Below are 17149 nucleotides of genomic sequence, written 5' to 3'. Positions count from 1 at the left end.
TCGAAGCTTCGGCGCCTAACCATGTGTCTTCGCTTGCGAGCGATAAAACAAACCTTGCATGACGGGATTCGTATTGATGAAATTATGCAAGCGAGACTTGAGCTCTGTACTTGAATGGCGACGAAGGATAAGGCCGTTACTACGCTGCGTCGTGCTTACTGCATCACTCACCGGTGTTGCGTCTGCCGAAGGAAAATTCACAGACGCTGAAGACGGCATGTTCGACTTGAGTGATATGTTGCTGTCGCATCGCGGAGTCCTGCCGGTACCCACCATTGTCACGGAACCTGCGGTGGGTTACGGGCTCGGTCTTGGCCTGCTTTACTTCACCATGCCCAAGCATGATGCGGACGCGCCTCAGAGCGAGGTGAAGAGCTCAGCGCCGCCGAACATCACCGGCCTGGGCGGCTTTGCGACAGGTACGCATAGCTGGGGCGTGGGCCTGATGCACTTTCACACGTGGGACGATGACCGGATTCGCTATCTCGGCATCGTGGGAAAGATCAACCTGCACCTGAGTTACTACGGCGCGGACGGCGGTTCTCACGCGTACCAGCTCAGTGGCGTGGCGGTTGTTCAACAGCTCTTGTTCCGCCTGGGCAATAGTCCATGGTACGTTGGCCCGCGCTACACGTTCCTGGATTCGAACACGCGCTTCGGGCCCGTTCTTCCAAACGGACTGCTTGATTTCAAGAACGAACAACGCGTTGCCAAAGGCGGCGTGGCCGTTGACTACGATACCCGCGACAACTTCTTTTTCCCGGGCAAGGGAACCTATGCCGAGTTGGAAGCAGAAATCGCGAGGGGTGGGCTAGGCAGTTCTTCAAACTTTCAGATGGAGACGGCAAAGGGTTATCACTGGATCCCGCTCGCTCCATCGTGGGTCCTCGGTATGCGCGCCGACACCGGATTTTCTCAAGGCGATATCCCGTTCTTTGCACAGCCTTATGTCTCGTTACGCGGCGTGTCAGACGCGAAGTATCAGGACCGCAATCAACTGACTGGCGAACTCGAGCTCAGGTGGAACGTGGCACCGCGCTGGTACGTCCTCGGTTTTGGAGGGGCGGGCAAAGCGTACGGCAACCTGCACTCGCTGTCAGATGCACCAACGGCTTATGGATTCGGAACCGGCTTTCGTTATCTGATTGCCCGCAAGCTGGGTCTGACGATGGGTATCGACGTTGCGCGCGGCCCCCGCCAAAACGCATTTTATGTTCAGGTCGGGAGCGCCTGGCGCTAAGACCTGAACCTGAGTCCGAGGCGCTCCTATTTCACCGGCCGGCCAATGAAAAACCACTCGATTCACGCTAGCGCACGCGTCGTTTTACTCGCGACATGCTTCCTCATCGCACAGGGGAGCCGGGCGTCGTCCGTCGATCTTCCCGCCGAGATTCCCAGCATGGTCGGCGCGGGCGTCGGGTCAACGACGGACTATGCGGGGGCCAAGGACCGCTTTATTGGCGTCGTCCCGGGAATACGCTATGTGACGGATGGCGGCCGGTTGTTCGAGCTATATGGGCCCTATGCCCAATTCGATTTTGGCGGCCTGACAGGGCTGCAATATGGTCCATCCGTGGAGCTGCGCCTGGGAAGAAGTCATGTTGACGACCCTGTCGTTTCGCAGGTCCACGACGTGCACACGACCGTGGAAGCGGGTGGCTTTATAGGCTACGAGTACGACAATCAAGGCGCTTTCCCGTATCGCCTGAGGGGTTCGGTGACGGTCGTGACCAACGCGGGCATTGTGTACCCAGGAGCACGGGTATCGATGAACGGAAGTCTGTGGTTTCCCGTGCGACAACGCATCTTCGTGGGCACCGGAGTCGGCGCGAGCTGGGTGAGCCAGGGATTCAATCAGGTGTACTACGGCGTTACGGAGGAGGACTCGGCGCGCAGCGGCCTGCCTGCCTTCAGTCCTTCCGGCGGACTTGAGCAGATGACCGGGTGGCTCGCCGCGATCTACCGGATCGACAAACACTGGTTCGGTGGAGCAATGATTTACTACCAGCGGCTAACAGGCTCAGCGGCCGACAGTCCGATCGTCACGCAGCGCGGAAACCGGAATCAAGTCACTTACGGCGTCGGGGTCGCGTACGCGTTCAAGTGACTTACCGGGCGTGCTTGCATGCTGGTGTGCTACAGCGGGAGCTAAAACCATCCTTCAATAATTTCGCAATTTGACGGCATGTCCACGCATCGAGCGGCGTCATCCATACTGATTTCGTTCAGGATGACTCGCACCGCCTGAAGGGTCCAGCCGTGTGTGACGACCAGCACGGTCTGGGGGCTGCTCAGCCTCAGGTCAGCGATCAGCGATTGAACACGCGAGAGCATTCCCGTGAAGGGTTCACCGTCCGGCATCGCGGTAGTCGCCGGCGCGCGAGCAATGAATCGCTGAAATTCATCGCCTGACTTTCCTTCAAATTCGGCGCCGACCCGGTTTTCGTTCGCTAGCCGATTAACGACTTGCGGTACCTTCAGTACCTCGTTGGCTAACCACGCGGTCTGGCGTGCACGCAGAAATTCCGAGGTCACGATAAGCTCGATTTTCTCGTCCTTCAGGCGCTCGCCCAAGGCCCTGGCTTGCACTTCGCCTTTCTCTGTCAGATAAAAGCCGGTACGGGGATTACTGTTGCAAACACCGCGGACATTGCATGGATATTCGCCGTGGCGTGCGAAGATGATGCGTTTGGACGCGGTGCTGGGTTCGGACAACCAGTGTGTTTCGGACATGTAGTAGAGAGGGGACAAGGAACGTGGACCGATTGTACCAATCCGAATGTGCCTTCAGCTTGACCGCCTTGCTGAAGCGGAGCCGCAAGACGCAGCACTCTTCACGGCACGCTCATGCTGACAAGCGAACACCATCAGCCACGTCCATGCCGCGCAGACACCTCTTGCAAGTCGAGGTCATGCTCAAGGACGTGCAGCATCTCATCGTGAATGGCGCCTGAGCGATGCATACGGAGCAACTCCTTGCGCCCGGCGGCAACGGCCGCCAGGATGACATCGAAATGGGTAGTACGTTCCTCATGCGGGAAGTCTGTCCGGTCGCCGTATGCTTTGGTGATCGTCGCCCGGTAGGTGTATTGCTCGAGCAGCCGGGGATGAATCACCTTGCCCTCGCTGTCGCGTACAAGCGGCTCGATAGCGGCGAGTTGCGCCGCCTCCAGTCTCGCCCACGCTTGCGGCTCGGTCAGATGTTGAGCGCTGGCATCCGAACTGCGATCAGGGTTGATCCATTGGATGAGAAGGCCAATGGTGGTTCCTTGTAGCAACACGGTCACCAGGATGACGGCAAACGACGCGACAAGGATCAAATCCCTCCCGGGCAAGGTCTCTGGAAGCGACAGCGCAACCGCGAGGGTGACCACGCCGCGCATGCCGGCCCAGCTTGTTATGGTTGCCGTGCGCCAATCAAGCGCCACGCTCCCGCGCTCGCGGCCAGTCAAGCGCCGCCATGACATGTTGAAAAACCCGGTGGCGAAGACCCACACGAAGCGTGACAGGATCACTGCGCCGAGCACCGCGGCTACCGCTGGCGCGAGCGTGAAAAGTGCATCACCGGCGCCGCCGGACCGGGCGATGACACCTCGAAGGGACAGCCCGATCAGGATGAATACGAGCGCCTCCAGCAGAAAGACAACGACTTGCCAGAATGCCATGCCGCGCATGCGAACGGTAGCGCTCAAGACTTCGTGTTGATACCAGCCGAATGTCAGTCCGGCGGTGACTGTCGCGATCACGCCGGAGACACCGAGCATTTCGCCGGCAATGTAGCTTACCCATGCAGTCAATACGCTGGTGGTGATGATCAGATAGTCGTCGTCAAGGCAACGGACGATCTGCACGATCAAATAGCCTGCGACGCCTCCGACCACTACGCCACCCAGGCCGAGGAAGGCGAAGCTCGCCGCAGCATGTTCCATGCTGAACGTTCCGGTCAGCGCTGCTGCAACGGCGAAGCGGACCAGGACGAGGCCGGCGGCATCGTTGAGCAGGCTCTCACCTTCGAGGAGCACCATCAGCTTGCGTGGCAACGCGAGGCGTTCGAGCACGGCCTTGGCTGCAACGGCATCGGGCGGCGACACAATGGCGCCGAGCGCGAAGCAGACAGCCCACGGCAGCCCGGGGACAACCAGATGGGTGACCACCCCGACGGCAAGCGTCGTGAACGCGACGGCGCCAATGGCGAGCAGCAGGATGCCGCCGAGATTGCGCTTGAGTTCTTCCCACACGGAGAAGTAGGCGCCGTCCATGAGGAGCGGCGGCAGGAATACGACAATCACCAGGTCCGGGTCCAGGTGAACCGGCGGAATGCCTGGCACGAATGCCATGGCAATGCCGCCTATCAGCAGCGCGGCGGCCGGAGGCAACTTGAGACGCTTGGCTAGCAACTGCAAGCCGATCATCACGATGAGCGAGAGCAGGACGAGCTTGAATGCGGAGACGGAGGACATGGAGTTGCCTTCGGAGCGTCGGTCAGCGAAGCTTACCTGACGGCGGTATCCGCCGGAATTCCGATGAGCAGCGGTTAGCGCGCCAGGTCTTCGCTTGGGCTGGTGACCGGCCTCCTTTCGCAATGTCCGCTTGGCGACAGCGTTGTGCTTGGCTTAGACCAGACCATGACCGTACTATGACGACAATTGCTATTTCAGGTGACTAAATGAACATCGAACGGTATAGATGCTTTGGAGCAACAGCGCAGAATGGCAACGATGCGGTGGTTGTCTCCGGTCCTGAACTATCAGGCTGGTCGCTTGAGGACCGGCAACAATTCACCATCGACGAACATGCTCACGCGTGTGTTTTTGTTGACTCGCATGATTCGGCAAGCGGCCCGCTCACGCTGGATTTTTACTACCCGCATGCGCGGAGCCCTTTGTGTCTGCATGCGTCGCTAGCGGCCGCCGACCATATCTGGAAGACCGGGCAGCACGGTGGTGTTCTGCTGCTGACGTCGAGCATGAAAAAGCAAGCGCTCGCGTTCGATAGAGCAGGCGACGATATCTTCGTATCGGTCGAGATACAGCAGACACATTTCCCCGAGGTTTCCATTTCCGACGTAGCAACGTTATTGCGCTGTGATGCGGGTGTGCTTGTATCGTCTCCCGATGTGGCTTCCGTAGGCAGTCCCAAGCTTCTCGTGGAAGTGGCTGGCGAAGATGTTCTGTATTCTCTGCGCCCGGATCTCGAGGGCATCACGGAATGGGGGCGAACGAATGGCGTCAATGGTTGCTTCGCCTTTACACGCATGGGCGCAAGTCCGAACCAGTACGCCGGGCGCAACTTCAATCATCTCGATGCAACGCTGGAAGACGCTGCGACCGGTGTCGCCGCTGGGGCACTGAGTGTCAGGTTGAATGCCGATATAACGGTATATCAAGGGCAGAATCTGGATAACCCTTGCGTGATTCGCGCCTCTCGCACAGCAGGGAAGATAAGGGTGGGTGGCCGCGTAACAACGGCTTGACAACAGCTTAACAACAGCGTGACGCCGCAAGCTTGCGACAGAGCAGTGCCTGGCCAAAGATATTCAATTCGCTCAGGCCATCGACCAACGTCCTAAACTGAAAAGAGCGCCCAACCAAGCGAGACTGCCATGATACCTACACCCAAGCTTGCCTTCGCATCCGTGTCGGGGGTTTTGGTCTATCTCGGACTTGCGGTCCTTGGATGGGGTGGCTTCGCTGCGTTCTTCTCGCACCCGGCGCTGAGCGTCGTGGCTATCGTGACGCTGCTGTTGTCGGTCGTGACGATCTTCAGTCGCGTCAACCTGAGTTCGGGTGAGCGCGAGGACCGCGACAACCGATGGGTTATCTTCGCCTTGATCATACTGGGACTAGTGCAAGCGTATCTGCCGGCTTACACGGACCGCAAGGGATTCTGGACATTCGACGGCGACAGCCTCCGCTGGCTTGGCGTGGTCTTGTTCATCGCGGGCGGCGTGTTGCGGATATGGCCAGTTTTTGTACTTGGCCATCGATTCAGCGGGTTGGTTGCCATTCAGCCCGGCCATACACTGGTCACGACCGGCATGTACGGTGTCATCCGGCATCCCAGCTATCTGGGCCTGCTCGTCAATTCACTGGGATGGGCTTTCGCGTTTCGTTCAGGAGTCGGCGTATTGCTCATGCTGCTGACAATCCCGCCGCTCGTCGCGCGCATCCGATCTGAAGAAGCGCTGCTGCACACGCAGTTCGGGGCCGAATACGATGCCTATCGCGCCCGTACGTCGAGACTGATTCCGGGACTTTACTAAGCCCCGCAGATGAAAGCGACGTTGGCGTAAGCTGCGTCAAGTTATATGACGGCCGGCATGCGCTTCCTTACCCGCTGAAAGACTTGATGCCGCTTCGGTTGACCGGGCAATTGCAACAGGAAGTTTCTGCCGGCAACGGATACGGCCCGTGCAGGCGTTTGCTCATTGCGAGAATGTAACTGCGTAATGCCGTGAAAAATGGCTGTAGCGTGAATGTAGACTCGGCTCTCTAGGATGCATGAACGCAAACCCATGCGGTTCATTCATGCAAGGAGATTCCCATGCTCAGCCCTCACGAGTTGTCGACACTGCTGCTGATCCAACACTCGCCGTCGCAAGTGGAACCTCAATGTTCCGACGTGGCGAGTCTCGAGCACGAGCACCTCGTCAGCATCGATGCGAGCACGAACGGCCGGGCCACGCCGCGCCTGACATCGCAAGGCTCCGAGTTACTGCAGCAGTTGCATCGTTTCTGCACTCGTGAGTTTGCCGGGAACCACTGAACCTGCATTAACACCCACCGCCGTTCACCACAGGTTCATTGCTGTCCTGCGTCATGACGAGGGCATGCGCCGAGTCAAGAATTGAAAGCGCCAGTTCGTGATCATCTACCGCGCGCGCCAGCGTGATTGCTCCCACGATCGTGGCCGCTACACCCAGCCCCAGCGTTTTACTTTCGCTTCCCGCCGCTTGTGTCAACTGCTCTGCAAGCCGCCGCAAGTGCGTGGTGTAGAGCGCTTTTACGTCCGCCGTTGCATGCACCGCATCGCCGGCGAGTGCACATAATGCGCATCCGGTACCCGGATTTTCCGCGTGAGCGGGGTGCAGGTAGGCGTCGGCGATTGCCTTGAACGGTGTCTTTGCGTGTTCCGCCGCATTGGCCGCGCGCGACATCACGCGCTTCTCGCCGCGTGTCATGGCCTGTTCCAGCGCAGCGACGATCAACGCATCGCGCGATGAAAAATGTCCGTAGAACGCGCCGTGCGTCAGCCCGGCGCTGCGCATGCAGTCGGCCACGCCCAGCGCCTCCAGCCCATGTTCGCGAATCTGCCGTGCGGCCGTATCCAGCACACGTTGCCTGCTCTCCGCCTTCTGCGCCTGTGAAAAGCCCATCGCAATCCTCGCTTGACAATCTGCATGACGAGGATAATACTGAATTTGTGGATTATGTTCAACATTCAGTTTATTGGCGCATCGTAATAGCCGATGCTTTTTTTCAGCCGCGACCAGGCGGCGACCAGCACAGGAGAAGGACTCATGCGATTCAGTAATAAAACTGCCCTGATTACGGGCGGAAACAGCGGTATTGGTTTTGCGACAGCGAAGTTGTTGATTGCCGAAGGCGCGCGCGTCGCGATCACGGGGCGCGACCGCGCGAAGCTCGACGAGGCAGTGTCCGAGTTGGGCGCCAATGCGCTCGGCATTCAGGCGGATCTGGACCATCCCACTGCAATCGATGCGGTCATCAAGCAAGTCGGCGACGCTTACGGTTCGCTTGATATCGTGTTCGCCAACGCGGGGATTTCAGGGCCAACGCCATTGGGCGGCACGACTGCTGCGGCGTTCGAGGCCATTCTGCGCACCAACGTGACTGCGGTCTTCCTGACGGTTCAGGCAGCGCTGCCGTTGATGTCGGCGGGGGGATCGATCGTGCTGAATGGTTCGGTCATGCGCGAGCTTGGCCGGGCGGGTACGGCGGCGTATTCGGCGTCCAAGGCCGGCATTACCGGCATGGCGAAAGTGTTCGCCAGCGAGCTTGTGCAACGCGGCATTCGCGTGAACACGGTGATCCCCGGCGGTACCCGCACGCCGATCTGGACGCGTGGTGCACGGGCGGGCGCGACGATCGACGGCACGGAAGAAGCGTTGTCGTCGGCTATTCCAATGGGACGCTTCGCGGCCGCCGAAGAAGTCGCGGCGGCGGTTGCGTTCCTTGCGTCGGATGGCGCGTCCGGAATCACGGCGGCGGAGATAGTGGTCGATGGCGGCACGATCGGCGCGCCATGGGGCGCCCCAGCGCTTCGCGCAAGCTAAGCGCGTCGGAACCCGGGCGCGACGCGCGCGGGGCCGTGCTTGCCCCTGTGACGAACGCTGCGGGCACGCTTACCGTCCCCGCAGCGTTTCCGATGGCGACTCGCCGAACATCGCCTTGTAGACCATCGCGAATCGCCCGAGATGCGCGAAGCCGCAATCGAGGGCGATCTCAGCGACCCTCACATCCAACGGCGCCGCGCGCAACGCATCGCGTGCGCGTTCCAGCCGCAATTGCCGCACGTACTGCATGGGACTTACGCCGCGAAACTGCTGGAAGCCGTCGCGCAACGTGCGAGCCGAGACGCCGACGGCGTTGGCAATATCGAGTAACTCCAGCGGCTCACGGCAATTTGCTTCGATGAACGCCTCCGCGCGCTTCACGAAACCGGGCGACACCAGCGAACGCTTCGAAGCGAAGCCTGACTCTATTTCATTGCTCACGTGACCCGTGGCGAACAAATCGATCAGTAAACCTTCGAGTTGCGCCGCGACACGCGGATTACTGCGCGCACTCGCAAGTAATTCTGGTGAACTCGCGACCAGTTGCAATTGCTGCATCCAGCCGCGCAAATGCGCGCTGCCCACCGGCACCAGCGCGGCAAAATCCGGCGCGGCAAAATTCGATTTAACCAAGCCCGCCTGCGCGTTCAGCGCCACGGGATCGATCCGCAGCACAAACTGCTCGCAGCCAGGCGACAGCAGTGCGTCGAACGCCTGCCCTGGCGCACATAAAACGCCCTGGTGACGATTCACCTGCATGGAACGTCCCATCGTGCGGACTTCCGCGTCGCCGGTCACGCAAAACATCAGAAGGTAATAACCGTCCACCGACTTGACGTTCACGCGCATGGCGTCGCCGAACGCGATCGTGCCGAGACCCAGCCCCCCAAGCTTGACGAAATCCATGTGCGAGCGGCCGCGGCCCGTGCCCGAGGGCACGAGCGCGTGCGGCTGCATCACGCGCGAAATCAGTTCGCGGGTTTCATCGAGGTCAGTCGATTCGAATAATCGATAGCCCCGCAACGCGTCAGCGCGAAAGGCGCCTTGAGACATGGACGGTACCGGTCGGTGAAAACATTCACGACGAATGCTAAGGCAGATAGTAAGTCAGTTCGCAGTTCTGCCCGAGGCCCGCGCCGCCCAACACCCTTCGTCCCGCGAAAACCTGCCGGAAGTGGATAGCGGGGCTTGGCGCGCAGCCGTTATCGGATAGACCCGCTATTTTGGCGCACCAAAAATCGCAGCACACCAACCCCCACAAAAGGAGAAACCGCCTTGGAAACGAATGCGACATGCGCCCCGGACGCGCCCGATGCACCGGATGCAAGGGCCGAATTCCCCCTTCGCCCGATGAACCCGCTCGACTCCGACGCAGTAACTTTTCCGCGTGACGACGGCTCACGCGTGCCCTACAAGGTCTTCAGCTCGCAGGCGGTTTATGAGCGCGAGCAGGAGCGGATCTATCGCGGGCCGACCTGGAATTTCGTGGCGCTGGAAGCGGAAATCCTGAATCCGGGCGACTTCAAGAGCACCTTTGTCGGCGATACGCCCGTCGTCGTCACGCGCAACGACGACGGCTCGCTGGCGGCGTGGGTGAACCGCTGCGCGCATCGCGGCGCGTCCGTGTGCAGGAAGTCCCGCGGCAACGCAAGCTCGCACACGTGCGTGTACCACCAGTGGAGTTTCGACAAGAGCGGTAACCTGCTGGGCGTGCCGTTCCGGCGCGGCCAGAAAGGCATGACCGGCATGCCCGCCGACTTCGATCCGAAGAATCACAGCTTGAGAAAGCTTCGGGTGGAGAGTTATCGCGGGCTCGTGTTCGCGAGTTTCAGTGAGACGGTCGCTCCCTTGCCTGAGTATCTTGGCGCGGAAATGCGGCCCTGGATCGATCGGATCTTCCACAAGCCGATTGAATATCTTGGCTGCACGCGGCAGTTCTCAAGGTCGAACTGGAAGCTCTATTTCGAGAATGTGAAGGACCCGTATCACGCGAGCATGCTGCACCTGTTCCATACGACGTTCAACATTTTCCGTGTGGGCATGAAGGCGCGTTCCATACCCGATGCAACCCATGGACTGCACAGCATCATCACGGTGACGAAGACGGGCGAGGACACATCGGCCGCGTACAAGCAGCAGAACATTCGCTCCTTCGATGAAGGCTTCGCGCTTGAGGACGATTCCATCCTCGGCCTGATTTCCGAATACGAAGAAGACACGACCAATCATATCCAGCCGATCTTCCCGCAACTCGTGATCCAGCAGATCCACAACACGCTGGTTGCACGACAGTTGCTGCCTAAAGGTCCCAACAGCTTCGAGCTGATTTTCCACTTCTTCGGATATACCGACGACACGCCGGAGATGCGCGAGCTGCGCATCAAGCAGGCGAACCTGGTGGGACCTGCAGGCTATATCTCGATGGAAGACACGGAAGCCACCGAACTGGTTCAACGCGGCACCATCCGCGACGCCGGCGCGACGTCGGTGATCGAAATGTCGCGTGGCAATCCGGACCAGCAGGACACGGTCATCACCGAAAGCCTGATCCGCAAGTTCTGGGTCGGTTACCAGAAACTGATGGGCTATTGAACGTCGAGGAAAGAGATCATGGAAGCAATGAAGCTGTGGTTCGAACTGCACATGCTGCAGGACCAGTACATCAACAACCTCGACAACGACCGTCTCGAAGCGTGGCCGACGCTGTTCACCGAGGACTGTCTCTACGAGATCATCCCGAAGGAAAACGCCGACATGGGCCTCCCGATCGGCATCATCTATTGCACCAACCAGAAGATGCTGCGCGACCGCGTGGTGTCGCTGCGCAATGCCAATATCTTCGAGGAACACAGCTACCGGCACATGACGTCAGGGCTCTGCGTGATGGCCGAGAAGGACGGCGTGATCGAGACGGAAAGCAATTACGTGGTGATCCAGACGCGCACCGATGGTGAATCGAACGTGTATCAGGCGGGCAAGTACTACGACAAGGTGGTGCGTACCGACGCCGGTTTGCGTTACCAGTCCAAGCGCGTGATCTATGACACCTCGCGTGTGCAGACCCTGCTCGCCACACCGATCTGAAGGGGATAAGAATGAACCAGTTGGCTCAAGCCTGGTATCCGGTCGGCGCAATCGATGACTTCGAAGAAGGTGAACCGGTCGCTGTTGTTGCGGGCAACAAACCCATCGCGGTTTTCCGCTTAGGAGAAGAGATATTCGCGCTGCATGATCTTTGTACGCATGGCCACGCGCGTCTATCGGAAGGGTTCGTTGAGAATGGTTGTGTCGAATGTCCGCTGCATCAAGGGCTCGTGGACATTCGTACGGGCGCGCCGCAGTGCGCGCCTATCGTGGAAGCGGTCCGCACGTATCCGGTTCGCATCAACGAGGGCAGCGTCGAGATCCATGTCGAATGAAGCCTATGTGATCGTCGGCGCGGGACATGCCGCGCGGCGCGCCGCCGAAACGCTCCGGTTGAAGTCGCCGGAGGTCCGCATCCTGATGATCGGCGAGGAAGCGGAACTGCCTTACGACCGGCCGGTGTTATCGAAGGATGCGTTGCTTGGCATCGAAGGCGAGCAACGCGCGTTTATCCGCGATGCGCACTGGTACGCGCAGCAGCGTATCGAGATGCGGCTGGGCGTGCGGGTGAGCGCGATCGATCGTGAACAGCGCTGCGTGTTGCTCAGCGATGGCGCGCGGGTCGCCTATGAGCGTTTGCTGATCGCGACCGGGTCCCGCGTGCGGCGTTTCAGCGGACCGGTCGACGAGGGCGTGGCGCTGCACTACGTTCGTACCATCGCCGATGCCCGTGCGCTGCGCGAAGCGCTCGCGCCGGGAGTTCGGGTCGCGGTGCTGGGCGGCGGGTTTATCGGGCTGGAAGTGGCGGCGTCGGCGGTATCGCGTGGCTGCACGGTAACGGTGATCGAGCCTGCAAGCCGCTTGTTGCAGCGATCCATGCCGGTTGAAGTGGGTGCGTTCATGCTCGGCTTGCATCGAGGTCATGGCGTGGATATGCAGCTCGACACCACGCCGGTTTCTATCGACAAGACGCCCACCGGCGCTCTCGTCAAGACCGATCGCGGCGACGTACCGGCGGACGTGGTGGTGATCGGCATAGGCGTCGTGCCTAACGTGGAGCTTGCCGTATCTGCAGGATTGCTGGTCGATAACGGCATTGTGGTGGACCAGCACTGTCGAACCGCAGATCCGCTGATCTTCGCGGCAGGCGAAGTGACGAGCCACTTCAACGCGCTGCTGGGACGGCATGTGCGCGTGGAGTCGTGGCAAGTGGCGGAGAACCAGCCAGCCGTGGCAGCCGCGAACATGCTTGGCGGCAATGAGCATTACGCCGAGATGCCGTGGCTTTGGTCTGATCAATATGACTGCAACGTGCAGACGCTCGGCGTTTTTGCGGCGCATCAATCGGTCTTCAAGCGCGACGACCCACAAGGCGATGCATTCTGCATGCTGGCGCTTGGCGAGGACGACAGGCTCGAGGCTGCGGTGACGGTGAACTGCGGCCGGGAAATGGCCGTGTGCCGGCGGTTGATGGCTGCAGGAAAAATAGTGGACCACGCGCGTCTCACCGATCCGGATACGCCGCTTAAAGCCCTGCTCAAATAGAGGCTTGTCTTGACAGGAGGAGGCCTAAGTCGAAATGAAAGCTTATTCGGAAAGCTTGAGAAGCGCGCGGGTATGATCTACGTCTGGAAGTTTCTGGAGCTGCGAACAAGCAGTGGCGGATACCCGTCCACCGCTAAACGCCGCGAACAAACTGGACGTAGAGGAGAGATTTGACGCATGAAGTTCGACACAGTCGTGCTGGGCGCGGGCATCGTGGGTGTATCGATCGCCATTCATTTGCAAAAGCGTGGCCGCTCGGTCGCGCTGGTGGACCGAAAGCATCCCGGACTCGAAACCTCGTTCGGTAACGCCGGGCTGTTGCAGCGCGAAGGCGTCTATCCCTACGCGCTTCCCCGCGACATCGGCACGCTGATGCATTACGCGCGCAACTCGTCCATCGACGTTCATTACCACCGCGACGCACTGCCCGCGCTCGCGCCCTTCCTCTGGGCGTACTGGCGCAATTCCGAACCCGCGCGCCATGCCGCCATCGCGCGCCAGTACGCCACGCTGATCGAACATTGCGTCACCGAGCACGAGATCCTCGCGCAGGAAGCCGGCGTTGAGTCGTTGCTGCGGCCAACGGGCTGGATCAAGGTCTTCCGCAGCGCCGCCGCTCAGGATGGCGAGCTGCGCGACGCCGAGCGGTGGCATCGCGAGTTTGGCGTGCAATACAAGCTCCTCGATCCGGCAAAGTTGCAACTCGCCGAGCCGCATCTCGACCATTCCCTTGTGGGCGGTTTGCATTACACGGATGCAGTGGCGGTCACCGATCCGGGCGCGCTGGTCGCGGGTTACGCGGCGTACTTCGAGCGCCTGGGCGGCCGCTTCCTGACGGGCGATGCCACCACATTGGAAGCCGAGGGTGATGGTTGGCGCGTGATGACGCAGGACGGTCCGGTCAGCGCGTCGACGGCGGTGATCGCATTGGGACCCTGGGCGAAAGACGTGACGTCGGCACTCGGCTACCGGCTGCCGCTGGCGGTGAAGCGCGGTTACCACATGCACTACGCGGCACAACCCGGGACCGTGCTGAATCATCCGGTGCTGGCCGTGGACGACGGCTTCCTGCTCGCGCCAATGGCACGCGGCATTCGGCTGACGACGGGTGTCGAGCTGGCGGATCGCGATGCGCCGAAGACCCCCGTGCAACTGACGCGCGCCGAGCCCTTGGCGCGCAAGCTGTTCCCGCTAGGCGAGCGGGTCGACGACGAACCGTGGATGGGCCGGCGTCCGTGTACCCCCGACATGATGCCGATCATTGGCCCCGCCCCGCGTCACAAGACCATGTGGTTCGCGTTCGGACACGCGCACCACGGGCTGACGCTCGGCGCGGTGACCGGGCGGCTGATCGCGTCCATGATGACGGGGGAGGAACCGTTCGTCGATGTCACGCCGTTCAGGGCCGACCGCTTTGAATCGGTTTGAATGAAGCAAGCGGGAGCTACTCTGAAAATTTGTCGATAGCCCCGTAGAATTGGATCCGACGTTAAGCAAGTCCCGCTCGTTTCGGCCCTGAGCCAACCTTGACCCTTATCCTGCGAACGCCAATGAACGCTACCGCCGCCGAAAATCACGTGAACCAACCCGAGATCTGGCTGATCCGTCACGGTGAAACCGAATGGAGCCTGTCCGGCCAGCACACGGGCCGCACTGATATCCCTCTGACGGACCACGGACGCGAACAAGCGCGTTTGTTGCGGCCGGTGCTTGCAGCACAGCCGTTTGACCTCGTGTTGTGCAGCCCGATGTCTCGCGCTCGAGATACCTGCGCCGAGGCGGGTCTTGGCGCTCAGGCTGAGGAAGAGCCGCGCCTGAGCGAATGGAATTACGGCATCTATGAAGGCCGTACGACGCACGATATCCGCGCTGAAGATCCCGATTGGGCCGTGTGGACGTCGCCGATACCGGAAGGCGAAAACGTCGAAGATATTCAGGCGCGGGCGGAGTCTCTGATCGAGCGGCTGCTTGCCACGAAAGGGCGCATCGCGCTGTTTTCGCATGCGCATTTCCTGCGGGTCCTGGGTGCCTGCTGGATGAACGATTCAGCGGCGCTAGGGGCACATCTGCTGCTCGATACCGCGTCGGTCAGCGTGCTGGGTTTCGATCGCGAAACCAGGGCGCTGAAGCAATGGAACGTGCGTCCGCAATCGTAGGGTTTTACCAAAAGCTCAGAACAAATCCTCGTGCCGGCAATTCACGAGGATCTCTGCGACGCTTGCCGTATTGGGCATCGCAATGGTGTTAGCAATGAGCAAGGCCAGATCCTCAGGCTGGGTCATCGCCTGAGGTTCCAGGTCGGCTATGCCCACCGCCATGTCGGTATTCACGAAGCCGGGGCAGATAGCGGTTGCACGAATGCCGTCGTCCCAGCCGGCTCGCCGCACGGCATGATTCAACGCGATCACCGCGTGCTTCGACATCTGGTAACCCGCGTTCAGGTTCTTCACGCGCTTGCCGGATAGCGACGCAATCTGCACGACGCGCGCATCGCCGGGTTTGCGCAGATGCGGCAACGCGGCCTGGATCAGGCGGAAGGGCGCCTTCACATTGATATCGAGCGTTTCTTCGAGTTGCTCGCTCGTGCCGTCCTCGAGCGTGATGTGCGTGCAGATTCCCGCGTTGTTGATCAGGACATCGATGCGGCCAAAATGCTCGACGGTTGCGTCGACCCAGCGTTGTCCGCTGAGCGGATCGCGTGCTTCGTAGGCGAACGTGAATGCATCGAAGGGAACGTTCGTCGACGAAGGGTCGCGCATGCCTAGCGACAGCCGATAACCGCGCCGGTGCAATTCCGTCGCCACCGCCAGGCCGATGCCGCGATTCGCGCCGGAGATCATCGCTACCTTGTTCATGCTCCAGGTCCTTGGTTTTAAAAGCCCGCGTCGATAACGATCTTCGTGCCGTCACTGAAACGGCTTAGCCGGAACATGTGTGGATCGACGAGCGGCGTGTCGTTGGTCACCAGATCCGCCAACAATTTCCCTGCGGCCGGACCGATGCCAAAACCATGCCCTGAAAACCCGGTGCCGATGAAAAGCCCCGGCACGCTTTCAACGTCCGATATCACCGGAATGGCATCCGGCGTCACGTCCATGAGACCCGCCCAGCGCTGCGCGATACGCGCACCGCTCATGTGCGGAAAGACCTTCACGAACTCACGCAATCCCGCATCGGTATAAGCGGATATAGGCTCCGGGTCGAGCGTGCGAACGTCCTCGAAGGCGGTCCGCTGATCGAGCGCCCAATGACGCGGCCGGCGCAGTTCATCGAAGAAACGCGCGCCTAAGCCAATCCGCAATGCGCCCAACTGACTCTTCAGCGCGGGGATGTATTGAGGCAATAAGCGGAAGCAGTCCGGCGTGATATCCGTGTAGGTACGAAAGCCGAACGCAATCGTATAACCGCCGTCCGCGCGCTTGCGGAATGCGAACTCCTTGTTGCTGGCGCTCACCGCGGGACCACCTTCTATAGGCGATGTCCGCAACACGGAAGCCTTCACCATCAACTGCGGCACGTTGACATCCAGATTCCCGCAGAAGAGACGTGACCACGCACCACCCGCGACTACCACGCTCTTGCAGCGGATGGTTCCCAGTTCCGTCACCACTGCGCTGACGCGTCCAGCGCTTGTTTCCACACCGCGCACCGCGCAAGGCGTGAGGATTTTCACGCCGCGTTTGCGCAGCGCATTTGCCATAGCCGGTGCGGCTTTCTGCGGTTCGGCCCGGCCGTCGCCGGGGGTGTACAAGCCGCCCTTGAAAGCCCTCGATGCACCAGGAAGCAAACCCGCAACGGTCTTGGGATCGACCTCGCGGGTATCGAATGCATCGTTTCCGGCTAACGCACGCGCTTTCTCAAGCCATACGCGATGCCCTTCCATCTTCGCGTCATCGTTAGCCATGTACAGGATGCCGCATTGCTTGAAACCGGTGTCGATACCAAGTGTCTGATCAAGCGTGCGCCACAGCTTCAGGCTTTCTATACTCAGTTCGAACTCGCGCATGTCGCGATGCGTGACGCGCACCCAACCCCAGTTGCGGCTGGATTGTTCGCCCGCTATATAGCCCTTCTCGCACACTGCAACGCGCAGGCCTTTGTCGCTCAGATACAGCGCGGTACTCACGCCAATAATCCCGCCACCGACCACCACGACATCCACTTCGTCCGGCAAGGTGGTGTCGTCGGTGACGGTCTCGACTGGTGGTCCCATAAAGTGGTTTT

General features: G+C 60.4%; 18 protein-coding genes. 12 read left to right on the top strand and 6 right to left on the bottom strand.

Going from position 1 to position 17149, the window contains the following annotated elements:
* The first annotated feature begins 217 nt into the window (after window positions 1-217).
* Together ACSOSP_RS22220 and ACSOSP_RS22215 are read left to right on the top strand one after the other, a co-directional pair.
* Entirely contained in the window at window positions 218-1240 is a 1023-nt protein-coding gene (locus tag ACSOSP_RS22220; protein WP_455313075.1) for a BamA/TamA family outer membrane protein, read from the top strand.
* 45 nt (window positions 1241-1285) lie between these two features.
* Complete coding sequence (locus tag ACSOSP_RS22215) at window positions 1286-2107, top strand: MipA/OmpV family protein (protein WP_455313074.1); 822 nt, start codon at window positions 1286-1288, stop codon at window positions 2105-2107.
* A gap of 41 nt (window positions 2108-2148) precedes the next feature.
* Here the strand turns inward: ACSOSP_RS22215 and ACSOSP_RS22210 are convergent, their stop codons facing one another.
* Window positions 2149-2733, bottom strand: a complete 585-nt coding sequence (locus tag ACSOSP_RS22210; protein ID WP_455313633.1) for a histidine phosphatase family protein — start codon at window positions 2731-2733, stop codon at window positions 2149-2151.
* A gap of 134 nt (window positions 2734-2867) precedes the next feature.
* On the bottom strand, window positions 2868-4460 hold the full coding sequence (locus tag ACSOSP_RS22205; protein ID WP_455313073.1) for a Na+/H+ antiporter: 1593 nt from the start codon (window positions 4458-4460) through the stop codon (window positions 2868-2870).
* Window positions 4461-4666: 206 nt separating this feature from the next.
* On the opposite strand from ACSOSP_RS22205, the gene ACSOSP_RS22200 reads away from it, so the two are divergent.
* The 3 genes from ACSOSP_RS22200 to ACSOSP_RS22190 all read left to right on the top strand — a co-directional run bounded on the left by ACSOSP_RS22200 (window position 4667) and on the right by ACSOSP_RS22190 (window position 6765).
* Window positions 4667-5473 carry a PhzF family phenazine biosynthesis protein gene (locus ACSOSP_RS22200; protein ID WP_455313072.1) on the top strand — a complete coding sequence of 269 codons (807 nt, stop codon included), beginning with the start codon at window positions 4667-4669 and terminating at the stop codon, window positions 5471-5473.
* 129 nt (window positions 5474-5602) lie between these two features.
* On the top strand, window positions 5603-6262 hold the full coding sequence (locus tag ACSOSP_RS22195) for a methyltransferase family protein (RefSeq protein ID WP_455313071.1): 660 nt from the start codon (window positions 5603-5605) through the stop codon (window positions 6260-6262).
* A gap of 281 nt (window positions 6263-6543) precedes the next feature.
* A complete protein-coding gene (locus ACSOSP_RS22190) occupies window positions 6544-6765 on the top strand; it encodes a hypothetical protein (protein ID WP_089163607.1) in 222 nt (73 codons plus the stop codon).
* A 7-nt stretch (window positions 6766-6772) separates the two neighbouring features.
* Here the strand turns inward: ACSOSP_RS22190 and ACSOSP_RS22185 are convergent, their stop codons facing one another.
* Window positions 6773-7375 carry a TetR/AcrR family transcriptional regulator gene (locus tag ACSOSP_RS22185; protein ID WP_455313070.1) on the bottom strand — a complete coding sequence of 201 codons (603 nt, stop codon included), beginning with the start codon at window positions 7373-7375 and terminating at the stop codon, window positions 6773-6775.
* A 144-nt stretch (window positions 7376-7519) separates the two neighbouring features.
* Here ACSOSP_RS22185 and ACSOSP_RS22180 point away from each other — a divergent pair, with 144 nt between their 5' ends.
* Window positions 7520-8296: an SDR family NAD(P)-dependent oxidoreductase gene (locus ACSOSP_RS22180; protein ID WP_455313069.1), complete on the top strand. Its 777-nt coding sequence runs from the start codon at window positions 7520-7522 to the stop codon at window positions 8294-8296.
* A gap of 69 nt (window positions 8297-8365) precedes the next feature.
* Here ACSOSP_RS22180 and andR read toward each other — a convergent pair whose 3' ends face one another.
* Window positions 8366-9349, bottom strand: a complete 984-nt coding sequence (andR, locus tag ACSOSP_RS22175) for an anthranilate 1,2-dioxygenase regulatory protein AndR (RefSeq protein ID WP_455313068.1) — start codon at window positions 9347-9349, stop codon at window positions 8366-8368.
* 297 nt (window positions 9350-9646) lie between these two features.
* Between andR and andAc the strand changes: the two genes are divergently transcribed.
* From andAc to ACSOSP_RS22145, 6 genes are all read left to right on the top strand, one after another.
* The gene (gene andAc / locus ACSOSP_RS22170) at window positions 9647-10888 is read left to right on the top strand and encodes an anthranilate 1,2-dioxygenase large subunit AndAc (protein WP_455313632.1); all 1242 of its coding nucleotides are present in this window, start codon (window positions 9647-9649) and stop codon (window positions 10886-10888) included.
* Between the two features lie 18 nt (window positions 10889-10906).
* Window positions 10907-11380, top strand: coding sequence for an anthranilate 1,2-dioxygenase small subunit AndAd (gene andAd, locus ACSOSP_RS22165; RefSeq protein WP_455313067.1), 474 nt, complete (start codon window positions 10907-10909; stop codon window positions 11378-11380).
* An 11-nt stretch (window positions 11381-11391) separates the two neighbouring features.
* Complete coding sequence (gene andAb / locus ACSOSP_RS22160) at window positions 11392-11715, top strand: anthranilate 1,2-dioxygenase ferredoxin subunit AndAb (protein ID WP_455313066.1); 324 nt, start codon at window positions 11392-11394, stop codon at window positions 11713-11715.
* Window positions 11705-12925, top strand: coding sequence for an anthranilate 1,2-dioxygenase system ferredoxin--NAD(+) reductase (gene andAa, locus ACSOSP_RS22155; RefSeq protein WP_455313065.1), 1221 nt, complete (start codon window positions 11705-11707; stop codon window positions 12923-12925). Before andAb ends, andAa begins: the two co-directional genes overlap by 11 nt.
* A 177-nt stretch (window positions 12926-13102) precedes the next feature.
* Window positions 13103-14353, top strand: coding sequence for an NAD(P)/FAD-dependent oxidoreductase (locus ACSOSP_RS22150; protein WP_455313064.1), 1251 nt, complete (start codon window positions 13103-13105; stop codon window positions 14351-14353).
* A gap of 122 nt (window positions 14354-14475) precedes the next feature.
* On the top strand, window positions 14476-15081 hold the full coding sequence (locus ACSOSP_RS22145) for a histidine phosphatase family protein (RefSeq protein ID WP_455313063.1): 606 nt from the start codon (window positions 14476-14478) through the stop codon (window positions 15079-15081).
* A gap of 15 nt (window positions 15082-15096) precedes the next feature.
* On the opposite strand, the gene ACSOSP_RS22140 is transcribed toward ACSOSP_RS22145, so the two are convergent.
* Both ACSOSP_RS22140 and ACSOSP_RS22135 read right to left on the bottom strand, forming a co-directional pair.
* Entirely contained in the window at window positions 15097-15780 is a 684-nt protein-coding gene (locus ACSOSP_RS22140) for an SDR family NAD(P)-dependent oxidoreductase (RefSeq protein ID WP_455313062.1), read from the bottom strand.
* A 17-nt stretch (window positions 15781-15797) separates the two neighbouring features.
* Window positions 15798-17138 (bottom strand): NAD(P)/FAD-dependent oxidoreductase, encoded by a 1341-nt coding sequence (locus ACSOSP_RS22135; protein WP_455313061.1) that lies wholly within the window; start codon window positions 17136-17138, stop codon window positions 15798-15800.
* Window positions 17139-17149: the final 11 nt, after the last annotated feature.

Source organism: Caballeronia sp. KNU42 (genome assembly GCF_053760385.1).
Note: the sequence above shows the minus strand (reverse complement) of the source record. Positions and strands in the feature narration are given on the sequence as shown.